We start from the raw sequence: 18,221 nt of genomic DNA, 5'->3' as shown, positions 1-18,221 counted from the left end.
ACGTTGCACGGCTGACTGCCGGAGGGTCTTCATGTTCTGGTTCCTGCAGCGAATTGCCATTTCTCTGGCGCTGCTCTGGGTCGTTACCAGCCTCGTCTTTCTTTCCATTTATATGGTGCCAGGCGATCCGGCTGAACTGCTGCTTTCAGGAGAAGGTTCGACGCCTGACGCGGCTTCGGTTGCGCAGTTGCGCAACGATCTGGGCCTCGACCGGCCGATACTGACGCAATATGTCGATCGAATGTCCGGCCTCATTCGCTTTGATCTCGGCAACTCGATGATCGACGGTTCACCGGTCGCACCCGAAATTGCCAAACGCCTGCCGCGTACACTTGAGCTGATCGCAGCCGCCGCGATCCTCAGTTTGATCATCGGCTTACCAGTCGGCGTTGTCGCAGCCTTGCGACAGGGCGGCAGTTTCGATCGCGTCTCGAATTTTCTTGCCGGTTTTGCCCAGGGCATCCCCGTTTTCGTCGCCGGTACGTTGATAATTCTGGTCTTTGCCCAGATGTGGAAGCTGGTGCCAGCCGGTGGATACGTCAATATTTCAGACGACCCCGGCAAGCATCTGATCCTGCTGGCGATGCCCGCCTTCGCCATAGCGCTCGGTCTTGCGGCGATCGTCGTGCGCATAGCGCGTGCCTCAGTGCTCGATGTTCTGCCGCTGGATTATGTCCGAACCGCACGCGCCAAGGGTCTGCCGCAACGGCGCATCATTGCCCGCCACGTGCTGCGCAACGCGCTGATGCCGGTCATCACGGTCTTCGCGCTCAATCTTGGCGGCCTGTTCGGAGGCACGGTGCTGGTGGAATATGTCTTCAACTGGCCAGGCTTGTCCGGCATGCTGGTCAGCGCCGTCAATTCCCGTGACTACCCCACAGTTACTGCGGTCATCCTGGTCATTTCGGCCCTGTTCATCACGCTCAACCTCATCGTCGATATTGTCTACGGTGTCACCGATCCGAGGATTCGCAAATGACGCGCTCGCTTCGTCTCGTCTGGCCGCTGCTGCTCGCTCTCATCGCACTGATATGCCTGCTTGCTCCAGTACTGCCCCTGTCAGATCCTCTGAAGATGACCATGGGTCAGCGGTTCGCCGGGCCATCTCCAGCTTTCCCGCTCGGGCAGGATGAAATGGGCCGCGACATTCTCTCCCGGCTGGTCTTCGGCATCCGTATCTCGCTGTTTATCGCCCTCTCGACCTCCATCCTTTCTGGCGTCATCGGTACCGCATTCGGCATTATCGGCGGTTACATGCGAGGTTTTCCGGAAATCCTGACGCTCAGGGCCATGGATGTCGTGCTCTGTTTCCCCCCGCTTCTCCTCGCCATGCTCGCCGTAACCCTTTATGGGCCAGGCCCGATGACACTGATCCCCGTGCTTGCCGCAGTGTTCGTTCCCGGCTTCACCCGCATCGCCTATGCCAGCGTGCTTACCGTTCGCTCGCAGGATTATGTCGAGGCGGTACAGGCCATGGGTGCCAGTAACATCCGCATCATGTTGAAAACCATTTTACCCAACATCATGGGACCTCTCCTGGTTCAGGCCAGCTTCGTCACGGCGGCGGCGGTTGTGCTTGAATCGGGCCTGTCCTTCCTTGGTCTCGGCGTCGTTCCTCCCTCTCCCTCACTCGGGCTGATGATCGGAACCGGCCGGGCGGCCATCGCTCATCAGCCCATGCTGCTTGTCTGGCCCTGTCTGGCGCTGGTCGTGATGATCCTCGTGCTCAACGGGGTCTGCGATCTGCTGCGCGACTGGCTCGATCCGCGTTCGGCGGCAGGAGCCATCCTTGCGGGCGGCGGCAAGAGCGGCGTATGAAACAGGAAAAAGTGACAATGACCGAAACCACGCCTCATCCTGTCCTCTCCATCCGCAATCTCAAGGTCTCATTCCTGCGCGACGGCACGTTCAACCCGGTGGTTCGCGAGCTGAACCTAGACATCCGTGCCGGGGAAACACTTGCGATTGTTGGAGAAAGCGGTTCCGGCAAGAGTGTTACGGCACTGTCCGTGATGCAGCTTCTGCCGGAAAAGACGAGCCGCATCGAAGGCTCGATCAAGCTCGACAACGAAGAGCTGATCGGCGCTTCCCCTGCTCGCATGCGTGAAATCCGTGGCAACCGGGTGGCGATGATCTTCCAGGAACCGATGACGAGCCTCAATCCGGTACTGACCGTCGGGGAACAGATCGCGGAAGCCCTGATTGCCCATAACGGTATTTCGAAAAGCGTGGCACGGACGGAAACTTTGAAACTGATGGAGAAAGTGCGGATTCCCTCCTCTGCCAAACGTATCGACGATTACCCGCACCAGTTTTCCGGAGGCATGCGCCAGCGCGTGATGATTGCGATAGCACTTGCCTGTCGCCCCGCCCTTCTGATTGCCGACGAACCGACCACGGCGCTTGACGTAACCATTCAGGCGCAGATCCTCGACCTCATCAAAACCCTGCAGGAAGAGGAAGGCACCGCTGTGCTTTTCATCACCCATGATATGGGTGTCGTCGCTGAAATCGCCGACCGTACGCTGGTGATGTATCGTGGCGACCAGATTGAGACCGGCACGACATCAGAAGTCTTTGCCAGCCCGCAAAAGCCCTATACGCGCGCACTGCTTTCCGCCGTGCCGCAACTCGGTTCGGCCGGCGAAGATGGCCCCAGTCCTTTCCCGATTATCGACATGGAAACAGGACAGGCACTGCCACAGAAGAAGCGGCCCGATACCATCGACGCGGCGAGTGGCAAGCTTCTCGAGGTCAGGAACCTGTCGGCGCGGTTCGAGATGCGATCCGCCTTCACCCGGATGGTGCACTCGCGCGTGCATGCGGTCGAGAATGTCAGCTTTTCGCTGTCGCGGGGTGAAACACTTGCGCTGGTAGGTGAATCGGGCTGCGGAAAATCAACCACTGGCCGCTTGCTGGCCGGGCTTAACCGGCCGCATTCCGGCTCAATCCATATCCACGGCGCGGATGTCGGCTCCTTCACCAGATCGGACCTATCCCGTCAAGTTCAGATGATTTTTCAGGACCCATTCGCCAGCCTCAATCCCCGCCTAACGGTTGAAAACGCCATCGCGGAGCCTCTTTTGATCCATGGGTTGGAAACGCCCCGAAATGCCCGAAAGCTTGCGCGTGATCTGCTTGGCGAAGTCGGTCTGGCTGGGGCGATGGCGAGCCGTTATCCGCATGAGTTTTCCGGCGGGCAACGCCAGCGCATTTGCATCGCAAGAGCGCTGGCGCTCCAACCCGAACTCATCATTGCCGATGAGGCGGTTTCGGCACTCGACGTTTCAGTCAAGGCTCAGGTGGTAAACTTGTTACTGGACCTTCAGGAACGACTGAAACTCGGCCTGCTGTTCATTTCCCACGACATGGCAGTTGTCGAGCGCATGAGCCATCGCATAGCTGTAATGTATCTCGGCGAAATCGTTGAGACCGGACCGCGCGAAGCTGTTTTCTCCAATCCGCAACATCCCTATACCCGGCGCTTGCTATCGGCCGTGCCGCTACCAGATCCCTCACGCAGACATATGCGGCGCAAATTCGCTGATACAGAGTTGCGCAGCCCAATCCGGCCGAAAACTTTCACGCCGCCAAACCGCGAATATCGCGAAGTTACACCCAGCCACATGGTTCAGGTGTGGAATGAGGAGTGGGCCTGATCTGGCCCTGGGCGTCCGTATCAGCCTGGACGACCTGACGGGAAACCTCGCCGTTTTCCGAGCCGTAAGATGTCTGCGGGATGACCGGCGCGGCAAGTATCAACTCGCCTGTAGCGTGTCTCGCAGAAGCGGGCCGCGCACCGGACGCTATCTCTTGATCTTTAAAAATCTTACCGCAAATTCTCCAGCGAGCGGTGCAGTCGCCCGAAACGCTCCAGGCGGAACGGCGCCGGATCGACGCATGGCTTGGAGCCTGTCACCAGATCAGCCGTCAGCGCTCCGGCACCGGGGCCGATACCGAACCCATGGCCGGAAAATCCGACGGCCAGATAAAGGCCGGGAATGGCACTTGCAGCAGAGATCACCGGAACGGCATCCGGCGTGACATCCATGAGGCCGCCCCAGGTAGCCGTGATGCGGGCATTTGCAAATGCCGGGAAGGACTTGGACAACTTGTCGATACCTTGGGAAATGAGCTTCGATGACGGAACGGGATCGAGAACGCGGATCTGCTCGAACGGCGTCACAGCGTCACTTTTCCATTGGCGGGGCATCGCCATTTCCCGCAGGAACTGCCCGCCTGTCCGAAAGCGTAATGCCCGCCAGTTTTTAACGAGCGACGGCAGGTAGTCGGCGAACAGACGGAAGCTATCCGGAGTGACGGGCGCAATATCCGCGTTGCGCTGCGCTACCGTAAAGCCGCCATCATGACGGCGACGGAAGGCGAAATCGTTACCGCCCACCGGCATATCCGTCATGCCATCAACGCCCGACAGACGCGCGACGCTGCCGAGGATTTTGAGGATCGGAATATCAATTCCCATATTGCCTGCAAAAAGTCTGGACCAGGCGCCACCCGCCAGCACGACGGAAGAGCAGCGGATTTCGCCATGTTCCGTCACCACACTGCTTACCTTCCCGGCGGAGCGTTCGATTGACCGGACCGCACAGCCCGTGAGGATATGGGCACCCTTTGCGGCAGCACCGCGTGCCATTGCGGGAACCGCCATGAACGGTTCGGCCTTGCAATCGCTCGGAGTGTGCATCACGGCCTTGAACTGCCTGCCCATGCCCGGCACCAGCGCGTGCATTGCCTCACCGCGCACAATGCGCGAGTCGAGACCCACTGCGGCGGCATGTTGGAGCCACTCCTCGTAAAAAGCGACGTCAGCGTCCGTCTCGCACAGATAGGCAATGCCGCACTGGCGCAACCCGGTTTCGGCGCCGACCCGCTCGTTCATGCCTCTCCAGAGCCTCAAGCTTTCCATGGAAAGCGGCAACTCGGCCGGATCACGCCCCATCTGGCGCACCCAGCCCCAGTTCCGGGACGATTGCTCACCAGCGATCAGCCCCTTTTCACAGACGGCAACGCTAATGCCACGCTCGACCAGCGACAACGCTGTCGATACGCCGATGATGCCGCCACCGATAACCACGACATCCACGTGCGCAGGCAGGGTCTTCGACGGCAAGACGGCATCAGGAATTATTCTGGACATTTTTTAGCGCCTGTTGATCGTGGACGTGCGGTTGCGGAAGCTGGCGATCCGTTGCTCGGTCCGGTCCGGGTCTGCGAATGCTGCAACATCGGAAAAAAGCAGGTCGGCCTCCGCTCGCGTCATCAGTCCGCAAGCCACGGATGCCTCCTGGACGGACAGACCGTTGGTGGCCGCATGCTTGGCGACGGCAGATGCCGCCGGATAGCCGTAAATCGCCACGAGTGCTGTCGAAAGGGCAAGCGATCCGGATGCATCGCTGAGGCCGCGCTCCGTATTAACGTTTATCCCCGAGATACAATGGGAGACAAAAAGCGGGATCGCGCGTCGCATCAAACGAATGCTTTCGCTGATGGCTTCGAGAATGATCGATTCCCATACATTGAGGTCAAGTTCGCCCTCGGCGGCGCGGGTGACTGTGGCATCATTGCCGATCACACGGAAGGAGACCTGCATCATCATTTCAGGGATAACCGGATTGACTTTGCCCGGCATGATCGACGAACCCGGCTGCACCGCCGGAAGGGTGACCTCGGCAAGCCCCGCCCGCGGTCCTGATGACATCAGGCGCAGATCGGCCGCAAATTTCGACAGGGTCAGGGCGATTGCTTTCAATGCGGCTGAAATCCTCACCCAATCGTCGGCATTTTGCAGCGCGTCGAAAAAATTCTCCTCCGGCTGATAAGATTTGCCGGTCAGTGCCTGCAATTCTTCGAAGACGAAGCGGCGATAGGCTTGCGAGGCGCCAAAGGCAGTGCCGACGGCAGTGGCGCCAAGCGGCAGCCGCAGACAAACGTCTTCCAGACCAGACATCCCCGCCATCTGTCGCTCAAAGGCGGCTGAATAACCTGAAAACTGCTGACCGAAAGTGACAGGCAGCGCATCCTGCAAGCAGGTTCGGCCAAGCTTGACCACGTCGCGAAAGGCATTCTCCTTGACCCGAAGAGCATCGACGAGAGAGCCCAGACCTGCGCGGAGGCCAGCCAGTTCACCCCCGACCGCCATTTTCATTGCCGAGGGAATGACATCGTTAGTGGATTGCGCCATGTTGACATGGGTATTGGCATGAACGGGATCCTGTCCCTTCCTGCCGGTCAGAATTTCACTTGCCCTGTTGGCCAGGACTTCGTTGACATTCATATTGGCCGCAGTGCCGCCGCCGCCATGATAGATATCGACAGGAAAATCCTGCCTGCCTGGCATTACGGCGTGTTCGCTCGCAGCCATTTCGATTGCCCCGGCGATCTGCGGATCAAGGTCGCCGGCCCTGCAATTGGCCCGTGCGGCAGCCTGCTTTATGGCAATAATCGCCGGGATGAAGCCTTCGATATCGGCGATCGTCCGGCCGGAAATCGAGAAATTCTCGACCGCGCGCGCCGTCTGGATGCCATAGGCCAGGGCGGCCGGCATCAGCCTTGTTCCGAGCGCATCTTCTTCCAGGCGCATTTCCGCTTGCCCTTCATCCATCTCAACGCCCCGGCCGGTCGAGGAAATCGCGCAGACGATACCATCCGGTAAAGGCAGGCAGGAACCATGGCTTGCCGGAATAGAAAGGAACGGCGGTGAATTTTTGCCGGTCGAACGCCGATTTGGCGTTTTGCTCGCCCAGGATCTTTCGCGCCGTCTGATAACCGAGATAGGTCATCAGCGCGACACCGTTGCCATTGCATCCCACCGCAAAATTCGCACCATCGCGCTCACCGATATGAGCGAGCTTGTCAACCGTCATGGCGACACTTCCGACCCAGGAATGGGTGATCTTGACGCCAGCGAGCTGGGGCCAAACAGCCAGCATCCTGGCATAGATGTGTTTTGCGGCGCGCCTTTCCGACATTTCGAACACTCCCGGGCGCGAACCGAACAGCAGCCGCGTCCCGTCCGTCGACGGTCGGCTGAAGATGAGATCCCGGCGGGTGTCCGAAATCATGCGGCCCCGCGGGATAAGCTCAGCCATCAGATCGGCCGGCAACGGCTCGGTAGCGATCTGATAGCTCTTTACGGGCACGAGCCGGCGCGCCAATTCCGGCGTCGCATCATCCGCCGTATAGCCATTGGTCGCGACGATCACATCCTTCGTGCGGATCGTCCCACGCGCCGTTGGCACAATCTTATCGCGGTTTGGCCCGTCCTCAACGACGCCAGCACGGGCGTGGGAACGCAGCATGACACCGGCAGCCTTGGCCCGCCCGCGCAGCGCCTTGTGGTAAAGTCCCGGATGCAGGCCGCCATAGTCATCTATCAGCATACCCCCGTGATAATAATCCGAACCGATGGCCGCGCGCTGCTGGTCTCGATCAAGGAAGCTGACCTTCACGCCAGTCTTTTCGGCAAGCAGAGCGCCGTGGCGCTTCAGCGTCACGTAGTCTGTGGCGGTGTGGGCGCCAAAGAAGCGACCAGTCAGCTTCAGCCCGGCATCGAGCTTCTCCGTGTCGATTAACATTTTCAGATATTCGAAGCTTTCGTTACTTTCGCCGATAAGCCGGTTGATCAACTCCGGGTCAATTCCCTTGATCGCGCCTCCAACGACGAGCTTTTGGCCGCTGGACACCATTCCGCCGGACCTCGTCGAGCAACCGGAACCGAGCCGGTCACTGTCCAGCACGACAACGGAGCGTCCGGCACGCGCAAGGTGGGTTGCGGCAGCAAGACCGGCATAGCCGGAGCCGACCACCACGACGTCGGCATACTCGGGAACGGGATCGAGATTCGTCTCCGGCTCGGCCTCCTCCCACCAATAGGGCGCTTCCTTGAAATCGGCGGCGTAGATATCGTCAAACTTACGCATTGCATACCGGGCCGCTAAGGCCCGCCTTTCAGGAGTTTTGGGCAATCACAGAACCTGGCCAAGAAATTCGCGTGTGCGCGGATCTTTTGGATGGTCGAACAGCTCGACGGGTGGGGCACTTTCAACAATCAACCCGCGGTCGGTGAAGCAGACGCGGTTTGAAACCTCACGCGCGAATTTCATTTCGTGGGTGACGAGGACGCAGGTCAGCCCCTCCTCAACCAGCTCGCGGATCGTAACCAGCACCTCCTTGACCGTTTCAGGGTCGAGGGCGGCAGTCACCTCATCGAAAAGAATGACCTCGGGCTGCATGGCAAGCGCGCGGGCAATCGCCACACGCTGCTGCTGGCCGCCGGAAAGCTGCCCAGGATAGCTGTCGGCCTTTTCCGACAGGCGCACCTTGGCGAGAAGCTTCCGGGCGCGATCCGCGACCTCTGCCTTGTCATGGCCGAGCACTTGGATCGGCGCCATCATGATGTTTTCCAGGGCGGTGCGATGCGGAAAGAGATTGTACTGCTGGAACACCATCGCCACCTGGTGGCGCAATGGCCGCATTGCCTTCTCGGTGCGCATCTCGTGCACCTTGTGATTTCCCACCCGGATAAAACCCTCATTGACCGGAATCAGGCCGTTGATGCAGCGCAAAATGGTCGACTTTCCGGAACCGGACGGTCCGATGATGCAGACAGCCTCCCCCTTGCCGACGCTGAGGGAAATTCCTTTCAGGACCTCGAACGTGCCGAAAGATTTCCGGATGCCATCGATCTCGATCAGGGCGTTGGAGCGGTTCATAGATTGTCTCCTTTAACCGCATGCTCCAGGCGCCGCGCGAAGATCGCGATCGGGTAGCAATAGGCAAAAAACAGGAAGAGGATTGTCAGATAAAAATAGACGAGCGCCCGTTCGCTCTCCATCGCCAGTGAGGTGTTGAGGATGGTCAAAACGTCCTGAATACCCGTGACCGTGGCAAGCGCGGTTGCAATCATCAGCAGGGCATATAGGTTCATCCAGCCAGGTATCATCCGGCGCAAGGCCTGGGGAAGGATGACGTAACGATAGATCTGCAGCTGGGTGTAACCGAGCGAACGGGACGCCTCCCATTGACCGCTATGGATCGACTGCACTGCGCCGCGAATGACTTCGGAGAAGTTCGCCGCCGTCGGTAACGCCAGCCCGATGACCGCCTTTACGAAAGGCGGGAAAGGAACGACGAAGCTGAATATCTTCATCTCGAAAGGAAGAATGTAAAGCATCGCGAAAAGCAGGACGAGCCAAGGAGAGTTTCGCAGGAAATTCATGACGAAAAATGCCGGCAGGCGAATGAAGGGTGATTTTGCGAGCGTCGCAAGCCCCATCACTGTGCCAAGGGTAGTCGCCACCGCCATGGAGGCAATCGACAGCAGGATGTTGAGGATGAAGCCGCCGCTAATCGGCCAGCCGGAGCCGGAGCCTGTCAGGAGCAGTGGCAGGCGCACGGCGACGCGGTTCCAGTGTTGCGCGCCGCCGGCGAGTGCATCGATCGCAATCCAGATTGCCACCGCAAGCGCGATGAAAAGCAGGACGGCTCGTTTCTTGTTTTCGTAAGTCATGGTGGAGACCATGGTCAGTGTCCCTTTCCATAACCGGGGAAAGCCATCCAGGCTTCGAGCCTGGACATTGCAAATGTCAGGATGGATACGAGCCCCACATAGATGACGAGCACGAGGATCATGACCTCGAGTGTGCGAAACGTGTCGTTGTAGATCTGGCCGGCGTAGTACATCAGTTCCGGCACCGTAATGACCGAAGCCTGAGAGGTTGTTTTGAACAGGTTGGTGAGAATGTTGGTAATCGCCGGCAGGCTGATGCGCACAGCGATCGGCGCCTCAACTTTCCAGAAACGCGACCACCGGCTGTATCCGAGCGACCGGGCCGCTTCTATGATCGACCGCGGCATGGTTTCGATGCCGGACCTGAAAGCCTCGATCGCCAGCGCTCCGCCGAACAGGCTGAGCGAAATCGAGGCGCAGGCGAATGCACTCAGTAGCGGCATCTGCAGACCGGTGGAGGGATCGGTGACTTTCAACCCCAGCGTCGACAGCGTGAAATAGGCAAAAAGCATCTGCAGCAGTGGCGGCGTGTTGCGGAACACCTCCACGAACAGCTCGATGAAGGCATCCAGCCAGAAAATCCGCAAAGTCAGCGCAAGCGCACCGAGAAGGCCGATGATGATCGCGGCACTGGATGACAGTGCCGCAAGCTTGAGTGTGTTGAGGACCCCGGTGAGCAGCCATTGCTGATAGGCTGGATCCGTGAGCCAGGAATAATCAAGACCGAACAATAGCTGCTCCAGACCCTATCAGTTCAGTTTTGCTTTGGCAGCCTTGGCGCGCTCGGCAATGTAATCGGCGTGGGGAATATTGAACTCGGTTTCCCAGGCGATCATCTTGCCTTCGGCTTCCGCCTTGGTAATGGCCTTGTCCACGGCCTCCTGGAACGCCTTGTCGCCTTCGCGGATACCACCTGCCATCGGCAGATACTCATAGGTGGGGACGGCGACCTTGTAGCCCTTCCAGTCCGCTTCCTGAACCTTGAGGTCAAGGGTCATCTGGTCGAAGACAAAACCTACGCAACGATTGTCGCGCAAAGCGCGCATGGCCTCCGGTTGAGTCTTGAAGGCAACGAGCTGGATTCCGAATTCCTCGGTCATCTTCTTGTTATAATAGGATCCCTGAATGCCGCAGACCGGCTTACCCTTCAGTTCCTCCCATTTGCTGGTGGTCGCTTCTTTAGCCATCATGACCGCCGGGCCTGGCGACGATACATAAGCGGTGGTGAAATCGATGACCTTGTCGCGCTCCGGCGTGACGCCAAGCGTCGCGAAAATCGCATCGATACGACCAGCGGTCAGGAACTCGATACGATTGGCGGCAACGACCGGCACAAATTCGATCTTGTCGGAAGACCCCAGAAGTTCCTTGGCGACGTATTTTGCCAGTTCGACTTCGAAGCCGATGATCTCACCCTTGTCGTTGAGATACCCATAAGGTGGATAATCGTTCTTGACGCCGACGATCAGCTTGTCGCGTGCCTTGACGTCATCAAGCGTACCGGCGAGCGCGGCACTGGCCGCCAGCATGCCCAAGGCCGCCAGGGCGGTAGTTGAGAGAATGTTTGCTGCTTTTTTCTTCATTTTGTTCCCCTGTTTGTTCAAGCGGGTCTGGCGTTCTCGAAACCCGCAGGTCGTCTTCAAAATCAAGCTGCCTACAAAATATTCACTTATTTAATCTGCTCAATTTTGGTCATTGAATACGCAGTTTTCTCATTATACAAGTTATTGAGATTTTATTTTCATAATGTGAGAGAGTATGGCCAAATCCACCCAATCCTCCTCCGGTGGCGCGCAGCTTCTGGATCGAGCGGTAGCTCTTCTCGATCTTGTTGCAGACGGCGGCGTACAAGGCGTTACGCTCAAGGAACTGACGAACAGATCCGGACTCAACACGGCTACCTGCCACCGCATCCTCAACACGCTGGTCGGCCACAAGCTCCTCGCCCGTGACGACAGGAAGCGCTGTTACCGGCTAGGCGCGCGTATGGCGATTTACGGTGCGCGCGCCGCACGTGGACCTGGCATCATCAGCCGCTGCGAAATGGCGCTGACCCGCATTCGGCGCCGAACCGGCGATACCATCCACCTGATGGCCCGGCTGAACCACGATTCCGTTTGCCTCGACAGACGCGACGGAGAATGCGTGGTGCCGACACTGACCGGCTCGATCGGTGGTTCGGTCCCGCTTGGCGTCGGTCCAGGCTCAATTGCCATGCTCGCCTTCCTCGAAGAGGACGAACAGGAATTCATCATCCGCGCCAATATCGAGCGCTATGCCGCCTACCGCGATCTCACCGCCGACAAAGTGCGCCGACTGATCGCTGAAACACGCGAACGCGGTTATGCAATCGACGTCGGCGAGCTTATCCCCGGGATTGCCGGCGTTTCCGTGCCGATTTTTTCGGATGGTACAACGCCAAACGCTTCCCTGGGCTTCACACTTTTAAGTGCCAAGCTGGAGCCCGGCACACTGGAGCAATATGCGATGCTGCTAAAGGACGAAATCTCGGCGATCGTCGATCAATAGCTGTCATCGAGCAGGCAGTTGACCCAGAATTCCGAAACACTCGCGCGGTTCGGCAAACTGACGACATGCAGGATGGAGCTGGCAATATCTTCAGGTTGGGTCAGGGTGTCCGACGGCGTCGCGCCTGCCAGAGGCAGCCCCATATCAGTCGCAACGAAACCCGGACATATGGCGGTCGCCCTTACACCCTTGTCGAAACCGGCATGACGGATTGCATGCGACAGGCCAAGGGCTGCGAATTTCGAGACCGAGTAGGCGCCAGACACGGCCGATTTGACCCTTTTCCCCGATAGCGAGGCGACAATCGCCACGCGACCAGCTCCGGACGCGATTAGCGGGTCCCAGCAGGCCTGCACAAGGCGCCGCGGGCCATTGACGTTGACGTCCATCAATGAGGCGAACTCCTCGTCAGTCGCTTCCACCACGGTCTTGCGCACCATGACGCCGGCGTTGGCAACAACAGCATCGATGCGGCCGAACCGTGCCAGAACGGCAGCCGCCCAGTCGACAGGCGATTGCGGGGCGAGCGCGTCATAGGCCTGCACGTGGACTAACGCTGGATCTGCCCATTCCGGCAGTAGCGGCGTGCGCATTCCAAGCGAGACCTTCCAGCCGGCCTCCATAAAGGCCCTGCCGGTGGCAGCACCGATACCGCGATTGCCTCCGGAAATGAGGACGGTTTTCCTGTCGGTCATATAGGTTTTCCTTTCTCAGGCATGGGGAAGAAGGGTGGCGCCTTCCTTGCGGGTTGCACGGTTTTCCTGCATGCGAAAATAACGAAGGCGCAGACCGGGCGCGAAGGACATCAGCAACGGCGCCTTGTGCAGCGGTTCGATTTTCAGGGAGAGATCCTTGTCCGGCACGCCCAGCGCCCATTCTGACAAGACGCCGCCAAGCATGGAGCCGGTTGGCACGCCGCGGCCAGAAAGTCCCGTACAGGCAACGATGCCGGGCGCCAGATCATAGAGCCTCGGGACAGTGCGCATCTGCATGTCCAGTTCGCCGAACCAGAAATATTCCCAACGGATTTCCTCGCTGATGTGCGGATGAAGGAATTTCAGCCGGTCTGTGAGAACCTGCCGGGTATAGTCCGGGTCGGCGCCACGCTGGCCCATGGGGAACATGGAGGCAACAATGCGACCTTCACGGTTGTATTTGTAGACATAGATATCGCCGCGCCCATCATGCATGGTCGTATTGTGGGGCAGGACTTTTGCGCGCGTTTCCGGATCGAGCGGCTGGGTGGCTGCGAGAAACACTTTCTTGATGCGAAAGCTTTTATCGAGGTTTTTCCAGCCACCGACGGTGTAGGCGCCGGTCGCGAAGATCACCTTTTCAGCAAGCACAGCGCCCCGGGGCGTTCGCACGGACCATTTCCCGGCCTCTGGCTGGACATCCTCGACCGGGGACGCGGTAAACACCTGCCCGCCCTCTGCGATAACGGCGCGCGCAAGGCCACGTGCGTATGAAAGCGGGTTCAAATGACCGCCCTCCTCGTGATACCAGGCGCCATAAAAACGAGGGCTGCCTGTCAACGCTTCGACCTCGTCCCTGCCAATGACGCGGCAGCGCGCGCCAGCGCCGGCATATGCATCAGACTTCATCTGCAGCGTGGACATGGCGCCGGGACGCAATGCGCCCATAACATAACCATTCTGGACCCATTCGCAGTCGATTCCGTAGGTCGAGATCATCTCGACGACGCGATCATTGGCCCGCGTCTGGCGGTGAATAAGACGCTCCGCCCAGGGCTCGCCCAGAATTTTCCCGAGCGACGGCAGGCTGTAATAGCTGAAGGTCGGGGTGCAGTGGCCGGCATTGCGGCCCGAACCGCCAAAACCTGCCTCTTGCGCTTCGACCAAAGCAACCTTGACGCCCCTGCGCGCAAGCTCCAGCACCGTGGTCAATCCGGTATATCCCGCGCCCACGACACAGACGTCCACATCGACACGGCCTTCGAGCCTCGCGGTTTTCGGTGCGGGCGCTGCGGTTGCAAACCACAAGGTTTGGTCAAAAGGTGAAAATTTTCCCAAATTCGTTCTCCTCAAGGCACACGAAGGTAATCCGGGAACAGCGCAGTTCCGGGAAAAGATGTCTCGACATGGATTACAGATGAGCACTGCTGATTTTCTATGCGTGCCAGATTTTACAGCAAATCGTCAATCGCGATCTCATATTACGACCGTCACAGCGTTCTTTTTTCATATAGTGATTTTTTTGCCGTGCGACGAGCGGCAAGCATGGATCGGTAGATAGCCAGACAACACCGGCCACTGCCGGACGCATTGAGGTCGGACCCGATTATTCAACCGCCAACACGAGACTGCCCAGGGCTTGACTCGCGGAAAATCAAAAGATATGTCACTTTCAATTCTAATATATCAGTTAGGCATTTGATATGTCTGTTACCCTTGAATTCCCATCGTTACCGCTGTCCGAACTCGTCACCCCCCAAGACCTGCCGGCTGACGGAAACATGACCAACAGGATCCATGCCTTACTTCGCAAACTGATTGTCGAGGTGAAGCTGCTCCCAGGGCGGGCGCTGTCGGAAAAGGAGATCGCGACACTGCTGCATGTCAGCAAAACGCCCGTCCGCGAGGCGATCATTCGCCTTTCCGAAGAAGGTTTCGTGACTGTCGTGCCGCAAGGTGGCACCTACATCTCGCCGATCGACGTTCAGCGGTACATGGAGGCCTGTTTCATCCGGTTCAAGCTGGAAGAAGGCGCTGTGATCGAGGCCACCAAGCGGCATTCGCTGGAAGACATCGCACGGCTGAAAACCTGTTTGTCGCAGCAGCGCACTGCTGCCGCGGATGAGGAATTCACCAACTTTTTCCTGCTCGACGAGGAATTCCACCGCACGATCTTTTCGGCAGCTCGCCTTCCTGGAGCCTGGAGCGTGGTAAATCAGGCGAAAGGCGAAATGGACCGAATGCGACACCTGAAGCGCGTTTTTGCAGTCCGTCGCACCGAGAAGGTTATCGAAGAGCACGAAGCAATCGTGAACTCAATCGAATCCGGCGATGTCGAAGCGGCAAGAGAGGCCGTACAGCGCCACCTCGGATCACTCGAAACAAAAATCGCAGAACTCTCCAAGAACCCGAAGATCTGGACCTTCATCGAGCAGGTCAACACGCGCGTCACGAGGAAGCGCGCTTCACGGGGGCAGAAGACGCCTGACTGAACATTCAAGGCTTTTGAGGAGGGGCCTTTCATGTCCGCAGTTCAAATCAACGACGTCGTCAAGCGCTATGGTGCCCTTGAAGTCGTCCACGGTATCAATCTTTCCATACAGCCGCAGGAATTCGTTGTCCTCGTAGGTCCTTCGGGATGCGGAAAATCCACCACGCTGCGCATGCTCGCCGGGCTGGAAGACATTTCGGACGGCACCGTTTCAATGGACGGCCGAGTGGTCAACAAGATCGCGCCCAAAGACCGCGATGTCGCGATGGTGTTTCAGAACTACGCGCTTTATCCGCACCTGAGCGTGGCCGATAACATCGCTTTTGGCCTGCGAGTCAGAGGAGAAAAGCGAGCGGTTATCGACAAGGCGGTGGCAGAAGCTGCACAGATCCTCGGGCTCACCGAATATCTTGGCCGCAAGCCGGCAGATCTTTCCGGTGGCCAGCGCCAACGTGTCGCCATGGGTCGTGCCATCGTGCGCAGGCCGAAAATCTTCCTGTTCGACGAACCTCTCTCGAACCTCGACGCCAAGCTGCGCACCCACATGCGGGCCGAGATTAAACTGCTGCACAAGCGGATGAACGCCACCAGCATCTACGTGACGCACGATCAGGTCGAGGCAATGACACTTGCGGACCGCATCGTCATCATGAATGGCGGCCATATCGAGCAGGTCGGTTCGCCGATGGAGGTTTTCCTCGAACCGGCCAACACGTTCGTCGCAAGTTTTATGGGCTCACCGCCCATGAACCTTCTGGACGGGACGATTGAAAAGCAGGATGGCACCGTAAAGGTCAAAATCACGGGTAGTGCCGGACAACGCTTCAGCGTCCCGGAAGCATTTGCGAAAAATGCGACGGAAGGACAGCAGGTCAAACTCGGCCTGCGACCCGAAATCATGTCGGTAGAGACCGAAGACAGTCGTGAAAACCTCAATTGCAGCATCGACCTCGTGGAGCCCTTGGGCGCGGAGGCTCTGCTCCACGGCAGGGCTGATGGCCAGCCATTTATCGCCAAGGCGGAAACACTTTACGGCGATCATACTCTCAACGGCGTCACCCGACTTGGCATCGATACCACACGCATCCATGTCTTCGATGCGGCAACCGGAAGGTCGCTGAAAACCCCAAGCGGGGCGCAACCATGAAAAAGGGTTTTCAGGAACGCCTTCACGATCTCCAGGAAGATGTTCGCCGCGACTGGCAGCTCTACCTACTTCTCGCTCCGATGATTATCTGGTTCGCCGTCTTTCTCTATAAGCCCATGTACGGGCTGGTCATCGCGTTTCAGGACTTCTCGATTTTTCGCGGCATTGCAAAGAGCCCGTGGGTCGGTTTTGAAAACTTCGCGGAGCTCTTTCACAATGACATGTTCATCCGCGCCTTCTGGAACACCCTAAAAATCAGCGCTCTCGGCCTGATCTTCGCGTTTCCAGTACCGATCATCCTGGCCTTGATGTTCAACGAGGTTCAAAACACCGTTGCCCGAAGCTGGGCCCAGACGATCGTTTACCTGCCGCATTTCATTTCGGTGGTGATCGTGGCCGGCATCGTCATCAACTTCCTGTCGCCTTCGATAGGCATCGTCAATCTTCTGCTGAAAGGCCTTGGATTCGAGCCGATATACTTCCTGACCCAGCCGGAATGGTTTCGTCCGATTTATATCGGCTCGTCGGTCTGGAAGGAAGCGGGCTTCGAATCCATCGTCTATCTCGCCGCCATCGCTGGCGTGAGCCCGACGCTTTATGAATCCGCCCGGGTGGACGGGGCATCGCGCTGGCAGATGATGTGGCGGATCACCCTGCCCTGCATCCTGCCGACAATCGTGATCATGCTGATCATCCGCATCGGCAATCTGGTCGAGGTCGGGTTCGAATATATCATTCTGCTCTATCGGCCATCCACCTATGAAACGGCAGATGTCGTTTCCACCTTCATTTACCGCACCGGCTTGCAGGGTACCCAATACGATCTCGCGACGGCCGCCGGACTGTTCAATGCGGTTATCGCTTTCGTCCTCGTCTATTCGGCAAATCGCATCAGCCGAAAAGTCTCGTCGACATCGCTTTGGTGAGGAGCTGAAAGATGGCAAACTTCAATCTATATTCCCGCGGCGACAGGATTTTTGGCTGGGCAAATGCCATTCTTCTGGGTCTGTTCGTTCTGTCGACGCTTTATCCCTTCATCTATGTGCTGTCGGTCTCGCTATCTTCTGGGGCCGCCGTCACGGCTGGCCGTGTCACGTTATGGCCGGTTGATGTGACCCTTGCCGCTTACGACAGGGTATTGTCGGACAGGATGTTCTGGGTCGCCTATGGCAACACGTTCATCTACACCTTCGGCGGCACGCTGATGAGCCTGCTGATCATGATCCCCGGAGCCTACGCCCTTTCGCGCAAACGCCTGCGCGGCCGCACTTTTTTCAACATCGCCATCGCTTTTACGCTGTGGTTCAACGCCGGCATGATCCCCTTCTTTCTGAACATGCGCGATCTTGGACTTCTCGACAGCCGCTTCGGCATCATCCTCGGATTTGCGGCAAACGCCTTCAACGTCATTCTGCTGCGCAACTTCTTCGAGGCGGTGCCAAAGTCCTTCGAAGAAGCCGCCAAAATGGACGGCGCAAGCGAGTTGCAGCTGCTGTGGAAGGTGTTCATTCCGCTTTCCAAGCCCGCAATCGTCACCGTTGCGCTGTTCTGCGTCGTTTCGCGGTGGAACGGTTACTTCTGGGCGATGGTCTTGCTGCGCGGCGAGGAGAAGATCCCGCTTCAGGTCTATCTGAAGCGCGTGATCGTCGATCTTAACTCGAATGACGAATTCGCATCGAGTCTGCTCACCGCCCACTATTCGTTCGAGACGGTAACATCCGCGATCATGATCGCTTCCATCATTCCCGTCCTCATCATTTACCCCTACGCGCAGAAGTATTTCACCAAAGGAATTCTGCTGGGCGGAGTCAAAGAGTAGCAGCACAAGGG

The 18,221-nt window shown here is 58.2% G+C and carries 18 protein-coding genes and 1 pseudogene; 9 read left to right on the top strand and 10 right to left on the bottom strand.

Features of this window, described 5'->3' with window-relative positions; all coding sequences use genetic code 11:
* Positions 1–31 precede the first annotated feature (31 nt).
* From T18_RS18895 to T18_RS28250, 3 genes and pseudogenes are all read left to right on the top strand, one after another.
* The gene (locus tag T18_RS18895; RefSeq protein WP_013761253.1) at positions 32–979 is read left to right on the top strand and encodes an ABC transporter permease; all 948 of its coding nucleotides are present in this window, start codon (positions 32–34) and stop codon (positions 977–979) included.
* A complete protein-coding gene (locus T18_RS18890) occupies positions 976–1,818 on the top strand; it encodes an ABC transporter permease (RefSeq protein WP_038493508.1) in 843 nt (280 codons plus the stop codon). Before T18_RS18895 ends, T18_RS18890 begins: the two co-directional genes overlap by 4 nt.
* A pseudogene (locus tag T18_RS28250) lies at positions 1,815–2,630 on the top strand (ATP-binding cassette domain-containing protein); the annotation flags it as partial. The gene T18_RS18890 and the pseudogene T18_RS28250, both read left to right, overlap by 4 nt.
* Here the strand turns inward: T18_RS28250 and T18_RS28245 are convergent.
* On the bottom strand, positions 2,597–2,725 hold the full coding sequence (locus T18_RS28245) for a hypothetical protein (RefSeq protein ID WP_410118145.1): 129 nt from the start codon (positions 2,723–2,725) through the stop codon (positions 2,597–2,599). The pseudogene T18_RS28250 and the gene T18_RS28245 overlap by 34 nt on opposite strands.
* Between T18_RS28245 and T18_RS28240 the strand changes: the two genes are divergently transcribed.
* Positions 2,679–3,659, top strand: a complete 981-nt coding sequence (locus tag T18_RS28240) for an ABC transporter ATP-binding protein (protein WP_414896157.1) — start codon at positions 2,679–2,681, stop codon at positions 3,657–3,659. The two genes, T18_RS28245 and T18_RS28240, sit on opposite strands and share 47 nt — an antisense overlap.
* A gap of 170 nt (positions 3,660–3,829) precedes the next feature.
* On the opposite strand, the gene T18_RS18880 is transcribed toward T18_RS28240, so the two are convergent.
* The 7 genes from T18_RS18880 to T18_RS18850 are packed head-to-tail and all read right to left on the bottom strand — an operon-like array spanning position 3,830 to position 11,112.
* Positions 3,830–5,158: an NAD(P)/FAD-dependent oxidoreductase gene (locus T18_RS18880; protein ID WP_038493510.1), complete on the bottom strand. Its 1,329-nt coding sequence runs from the start codon at positions 5,156–5,158 to the stop codon at positions 3,830–3,832.
* Between the two features lie 3 nt (positions 5,159–5,161).
* A complete protein-coding gene (locus tag T18_RS18875; RefSeq protein ID WP_038493513.1) occupies positions 5,162–6,622 on the bottom strand; it encodes an aspartate ammonia-lyase in 1,461 nt (486 codons plus the stop codon).
* A gap of 1 nt (position 6,623) precedes the next feature.
* Complete coding sequence (locus T18_RS18870; protein ID WP_038493516.1) at positions 6,624–7,940, bottom strand: NAD(P)/FAD-dependent oxidoreductase; 1,317 nt, start codon at positions 7,938–7,940, stop codon at positions 6,624–6,626.
* Between the two features lie 45 nt (positions 7,941–7,985).
* Positions 7,986–8,732 (bottom strand): amino acid ABC transporter ATP-binding protein, encoded by a 747-nt coding sequence (locus T18_RS18865; RefSeq protein WP_038493518.1) that lies wholly within the window; start codon positions 8,730–8,732, stop codon positions 7,986–7,988.
* Positions 8,729–9,541, bottom strand: coding sequence for an amino acid ABC transporter permease (locus tag T18_RS18860; protein WP_038493521.1), 813 nt, complete (start codon positions 9,539–9,541; stop codon positions 8,729–8,731). Before T18_RS18860 ends, T18_RS18865 begins: the two co-directional genes overlap by 4 nt.
* Positions 9,542–9,543: 2 nt before the next feature.
* A complete protein-coding gene (locus T18_RS18855; protein ID WP_038493524.1) occupies positions 9,544–10,260 on the bottom strand; it encodes an amino acid ABC transporter permease in 717 nt (238 codons plus the stop codon).
* 18 nt (positions 10,261–10,278) lie between these two features.
* Positions 10,279–11,112 (bottom strand): transporter substrate-binding domain-containing protein, encoded by an 834-nt coding sequence (locus T18_RS18850; protein ID WP_038493527.1) that lies wholly within the window; start codon positions 11,110–11,112, stop codon positions 10,279–10,281.
* 175 nt (positions 11,113–11,287) lie between these two features.
* On the opposite strand from T18_RS18850, the gene T18_RS18845 reads away from it, so the two are divergent.
* Entirely contained in the window at positions 11,288–12,058 is a 771-nt protein-coding gene (locus T18_RS18845) for an IclR family transcriptional regulator (protein ID WP_019566338.1), read from the top strand.
* Here the strand turns inward: T18_RS18845 and T18_RS18840 are convergent.
* Together T18_RS18840 and T18_RS18835 are read right to left on the bottom strand one after the other, a co-directional pair.
* Positions 12,052–12,753, bottom strand: a complete 702-nt coding sequence (locus T18_RS18840) for an SDR family NAD(P)-dependent oxidoreductase (RefSeq protein ID WP_019566339.1) — start codon at positions 12,751–12,753, stop codon at positions 12,052–12,054. The two genes, T18_RS18845 and T18_RS18840, sit on opposite strands and share 7 nt — an antisense overlap.
* Before the next feature lie 15 nt (positions 12,754–12,768).
* Positions 12,769–14,091, bottom strand: a complete 1,323-nt coding sequence (locus tag T18_RS18835) for an NAD(P)/FAD-dependent oxidoreductase (RefSeq protein ID WP_038493530.1) — start codon at positions 14,089–14,091, stop codon at positions 12,769–12,771.
* Positions 14,092–14,456: 365 nt separating this feature from the next.
* Here T18_RS18835 and T18_RS18830 point away from each other — a divergent pair, with 365 nt between their 5' ends.
* Genes T18_RS18830 through T18_RS18815 form a run of 4 tightly spaced genes read left to right on the top strand, consistent with a single transcriptional unit; the run spans position 14,457 to position 18,210 of the window.
* Positions 14,457–15,245 carry a GntR family transcriptional regulator gene (locus T18_RS18830; protein WP_003517566.1) on the top strand — a complete coding sequence of 263 codons (789 nt, stop codon included), beginning with the start codon at positions 14,457–14,459 and terminating at the stop codon, positions 15,243–15,245.
* Positions 15,246–15,275: 30 nt separating this feature from the next.
* Complete coding sequence (locus T18_RS18825; RefSeq protein WP_038493532.1) at positions 15,276–16,391, top strand: ABC transporter ATP-binding protein; 1,116 nt, start codon at positions 15,276–15,278, stop codon at positions 16,389–16,391.
* Positions 16,388–17,317, top strand: coding sequence for an ABC transporter permease (locus T18_RS18820; RefSeq protein ID WP_038493536.1), 930 nt, complete (start codon positions 16,388–16,390; stop codon positions 17,315–17,317). Before T18_RS18825 ends, T18_RS18820 begins: the two co-directional genes overlap by 4 nt.
* An 11-nt stretch (positions 17,318–17,328) precedes the next feature.
* Complete coding sequence (locus T18_RS18815; protein WP_013761268.1) at positions 17,329–18,210, top strand: carbohydrate ABC transporter permease; 882 nt, start codon at positions 17,329–17,331, stop codon at positions 18,208–18,210.
* Positions 18,211–18,221: the final 11 nt, after the last annotated feature.

It is taken from the genome of Rhizobium sp. TBD182 (assembly GCF_001950375.1).
Lineage (GTDB): Bacteria > Pseudomonadota > Alphaproteobacteria > Rhizobiales > Rhizobiaceae > Agrobacterium > Agrobacterium tumefaciens.
This window is presented reverse-complemented; position numbering and strand designations above follow the sequence as displayed.

Coding starts and splice junctions, on each gene's coding strand:
- T18_RS18815 (WP_013761268.1), top strand. CDS start 17,329: ATGGCAAACTTCAATCTATATTCCCGCGGCGACAGGATTTTTGGCTGG.
- T18_RS18840 (WP_019566339.1), bottom strand. CDS start 12,753: ATGACCGACAGGAAAACCGTCCTCATTTCCGGAGGCAATCGCGGTATC.
- T18_RS18850 (WP_038493527.1), bottom strand. CDS start 11,112: ATGAAGAAAAAAGCAGCAAACATTCTCTCAACTACCGCCCTGGCGGCC.
- T18_RS18895 (WP_013761253.1), top strand. CDS start 32: ATGTTCTGGTTCCTGCAGCGAATTGCCATTTCTCTGGCGCTGCTCTGG.
- T18_RS18860 (WP_038493521.1), bottom strand. CDS start 9,541: ATGGTCTCCACCATGACTTACGAAAACAAGAAACGAGCCGTCCTGCTT.
- T18_RS18845 (WP_019566338.1), top strand. CDS start 11,288: ATGGCCAAATCCACCCAATCCTCCTCCGGTGGCGCGCAGCTTCTGGAT.
- T18_RS18875 (WP_038493513.1), bottom strand. CDS start 6,622: ATGGATGAAGGGCAAGCGGAAATGCGCCTGGAAGAAGATGCGCTCGGA.
- T18_RS28240 (WP_414896157.1), top strand. CDS start 2,679: ATGGAAACAGGACAGGCACTGCCACAGAAGAAGCGGCCCGATACCATC.
- T18_RS18880 (WP_038493510.1), bottom strand. CDS start 5,158: ATGTCCAGAATAATTCCTGATGCCGTCTTGCCGTCGAAGACCCTGCCT.
- T18_RS18825 (WP_038493532.1), top strand. CDS start 15,276: ATGTCCGCAGTTCAAATCAACGACGTCGTCAAGCGCTATGGTGCCCTT.
- T18_RS18890 (WP_038493508.1), top strand. CDS start 976: ATGACGCGCTCGCTTCGTCTCGTCTGGCCGCTGCTGCTCGCTCTCATC.
- T18_RS18865 (WP_038493518.1), bottom strand. CDS start 8,732: ATGAACCGCTCCAACGCCCTGATCGAGATCGATGGCATCCGGAAATCT.
- T18_RS18830 (WP_003517566.1), top strand. CDS start 14,457: ATGTCTGTTACCCTTGAATTCCCATCGTTACCGCTGTCCGAACTCGTC.
- T18_RS18820 (WP_038493536.1), top strand. CDS start 16,388: ATGAAAAAGGGTTTTCAGGAACGCCTTCACGATCTCCAGGAAGATGTT.
- T18_RS28245 (WP_410118145.1), bottom strand. CDS start 2,725: ATGGTATCGGGCCGCTTCTTCTGTGGCAGTGCCTGTCCTGTTTCCATG.
- T18_RS18870 (WP_038493516.1), bottom strand. CDS start 7,940: ATGCGTAAGTTTGACGATATCTACGCCGCCGATTTCAAGGAAGCGCCC.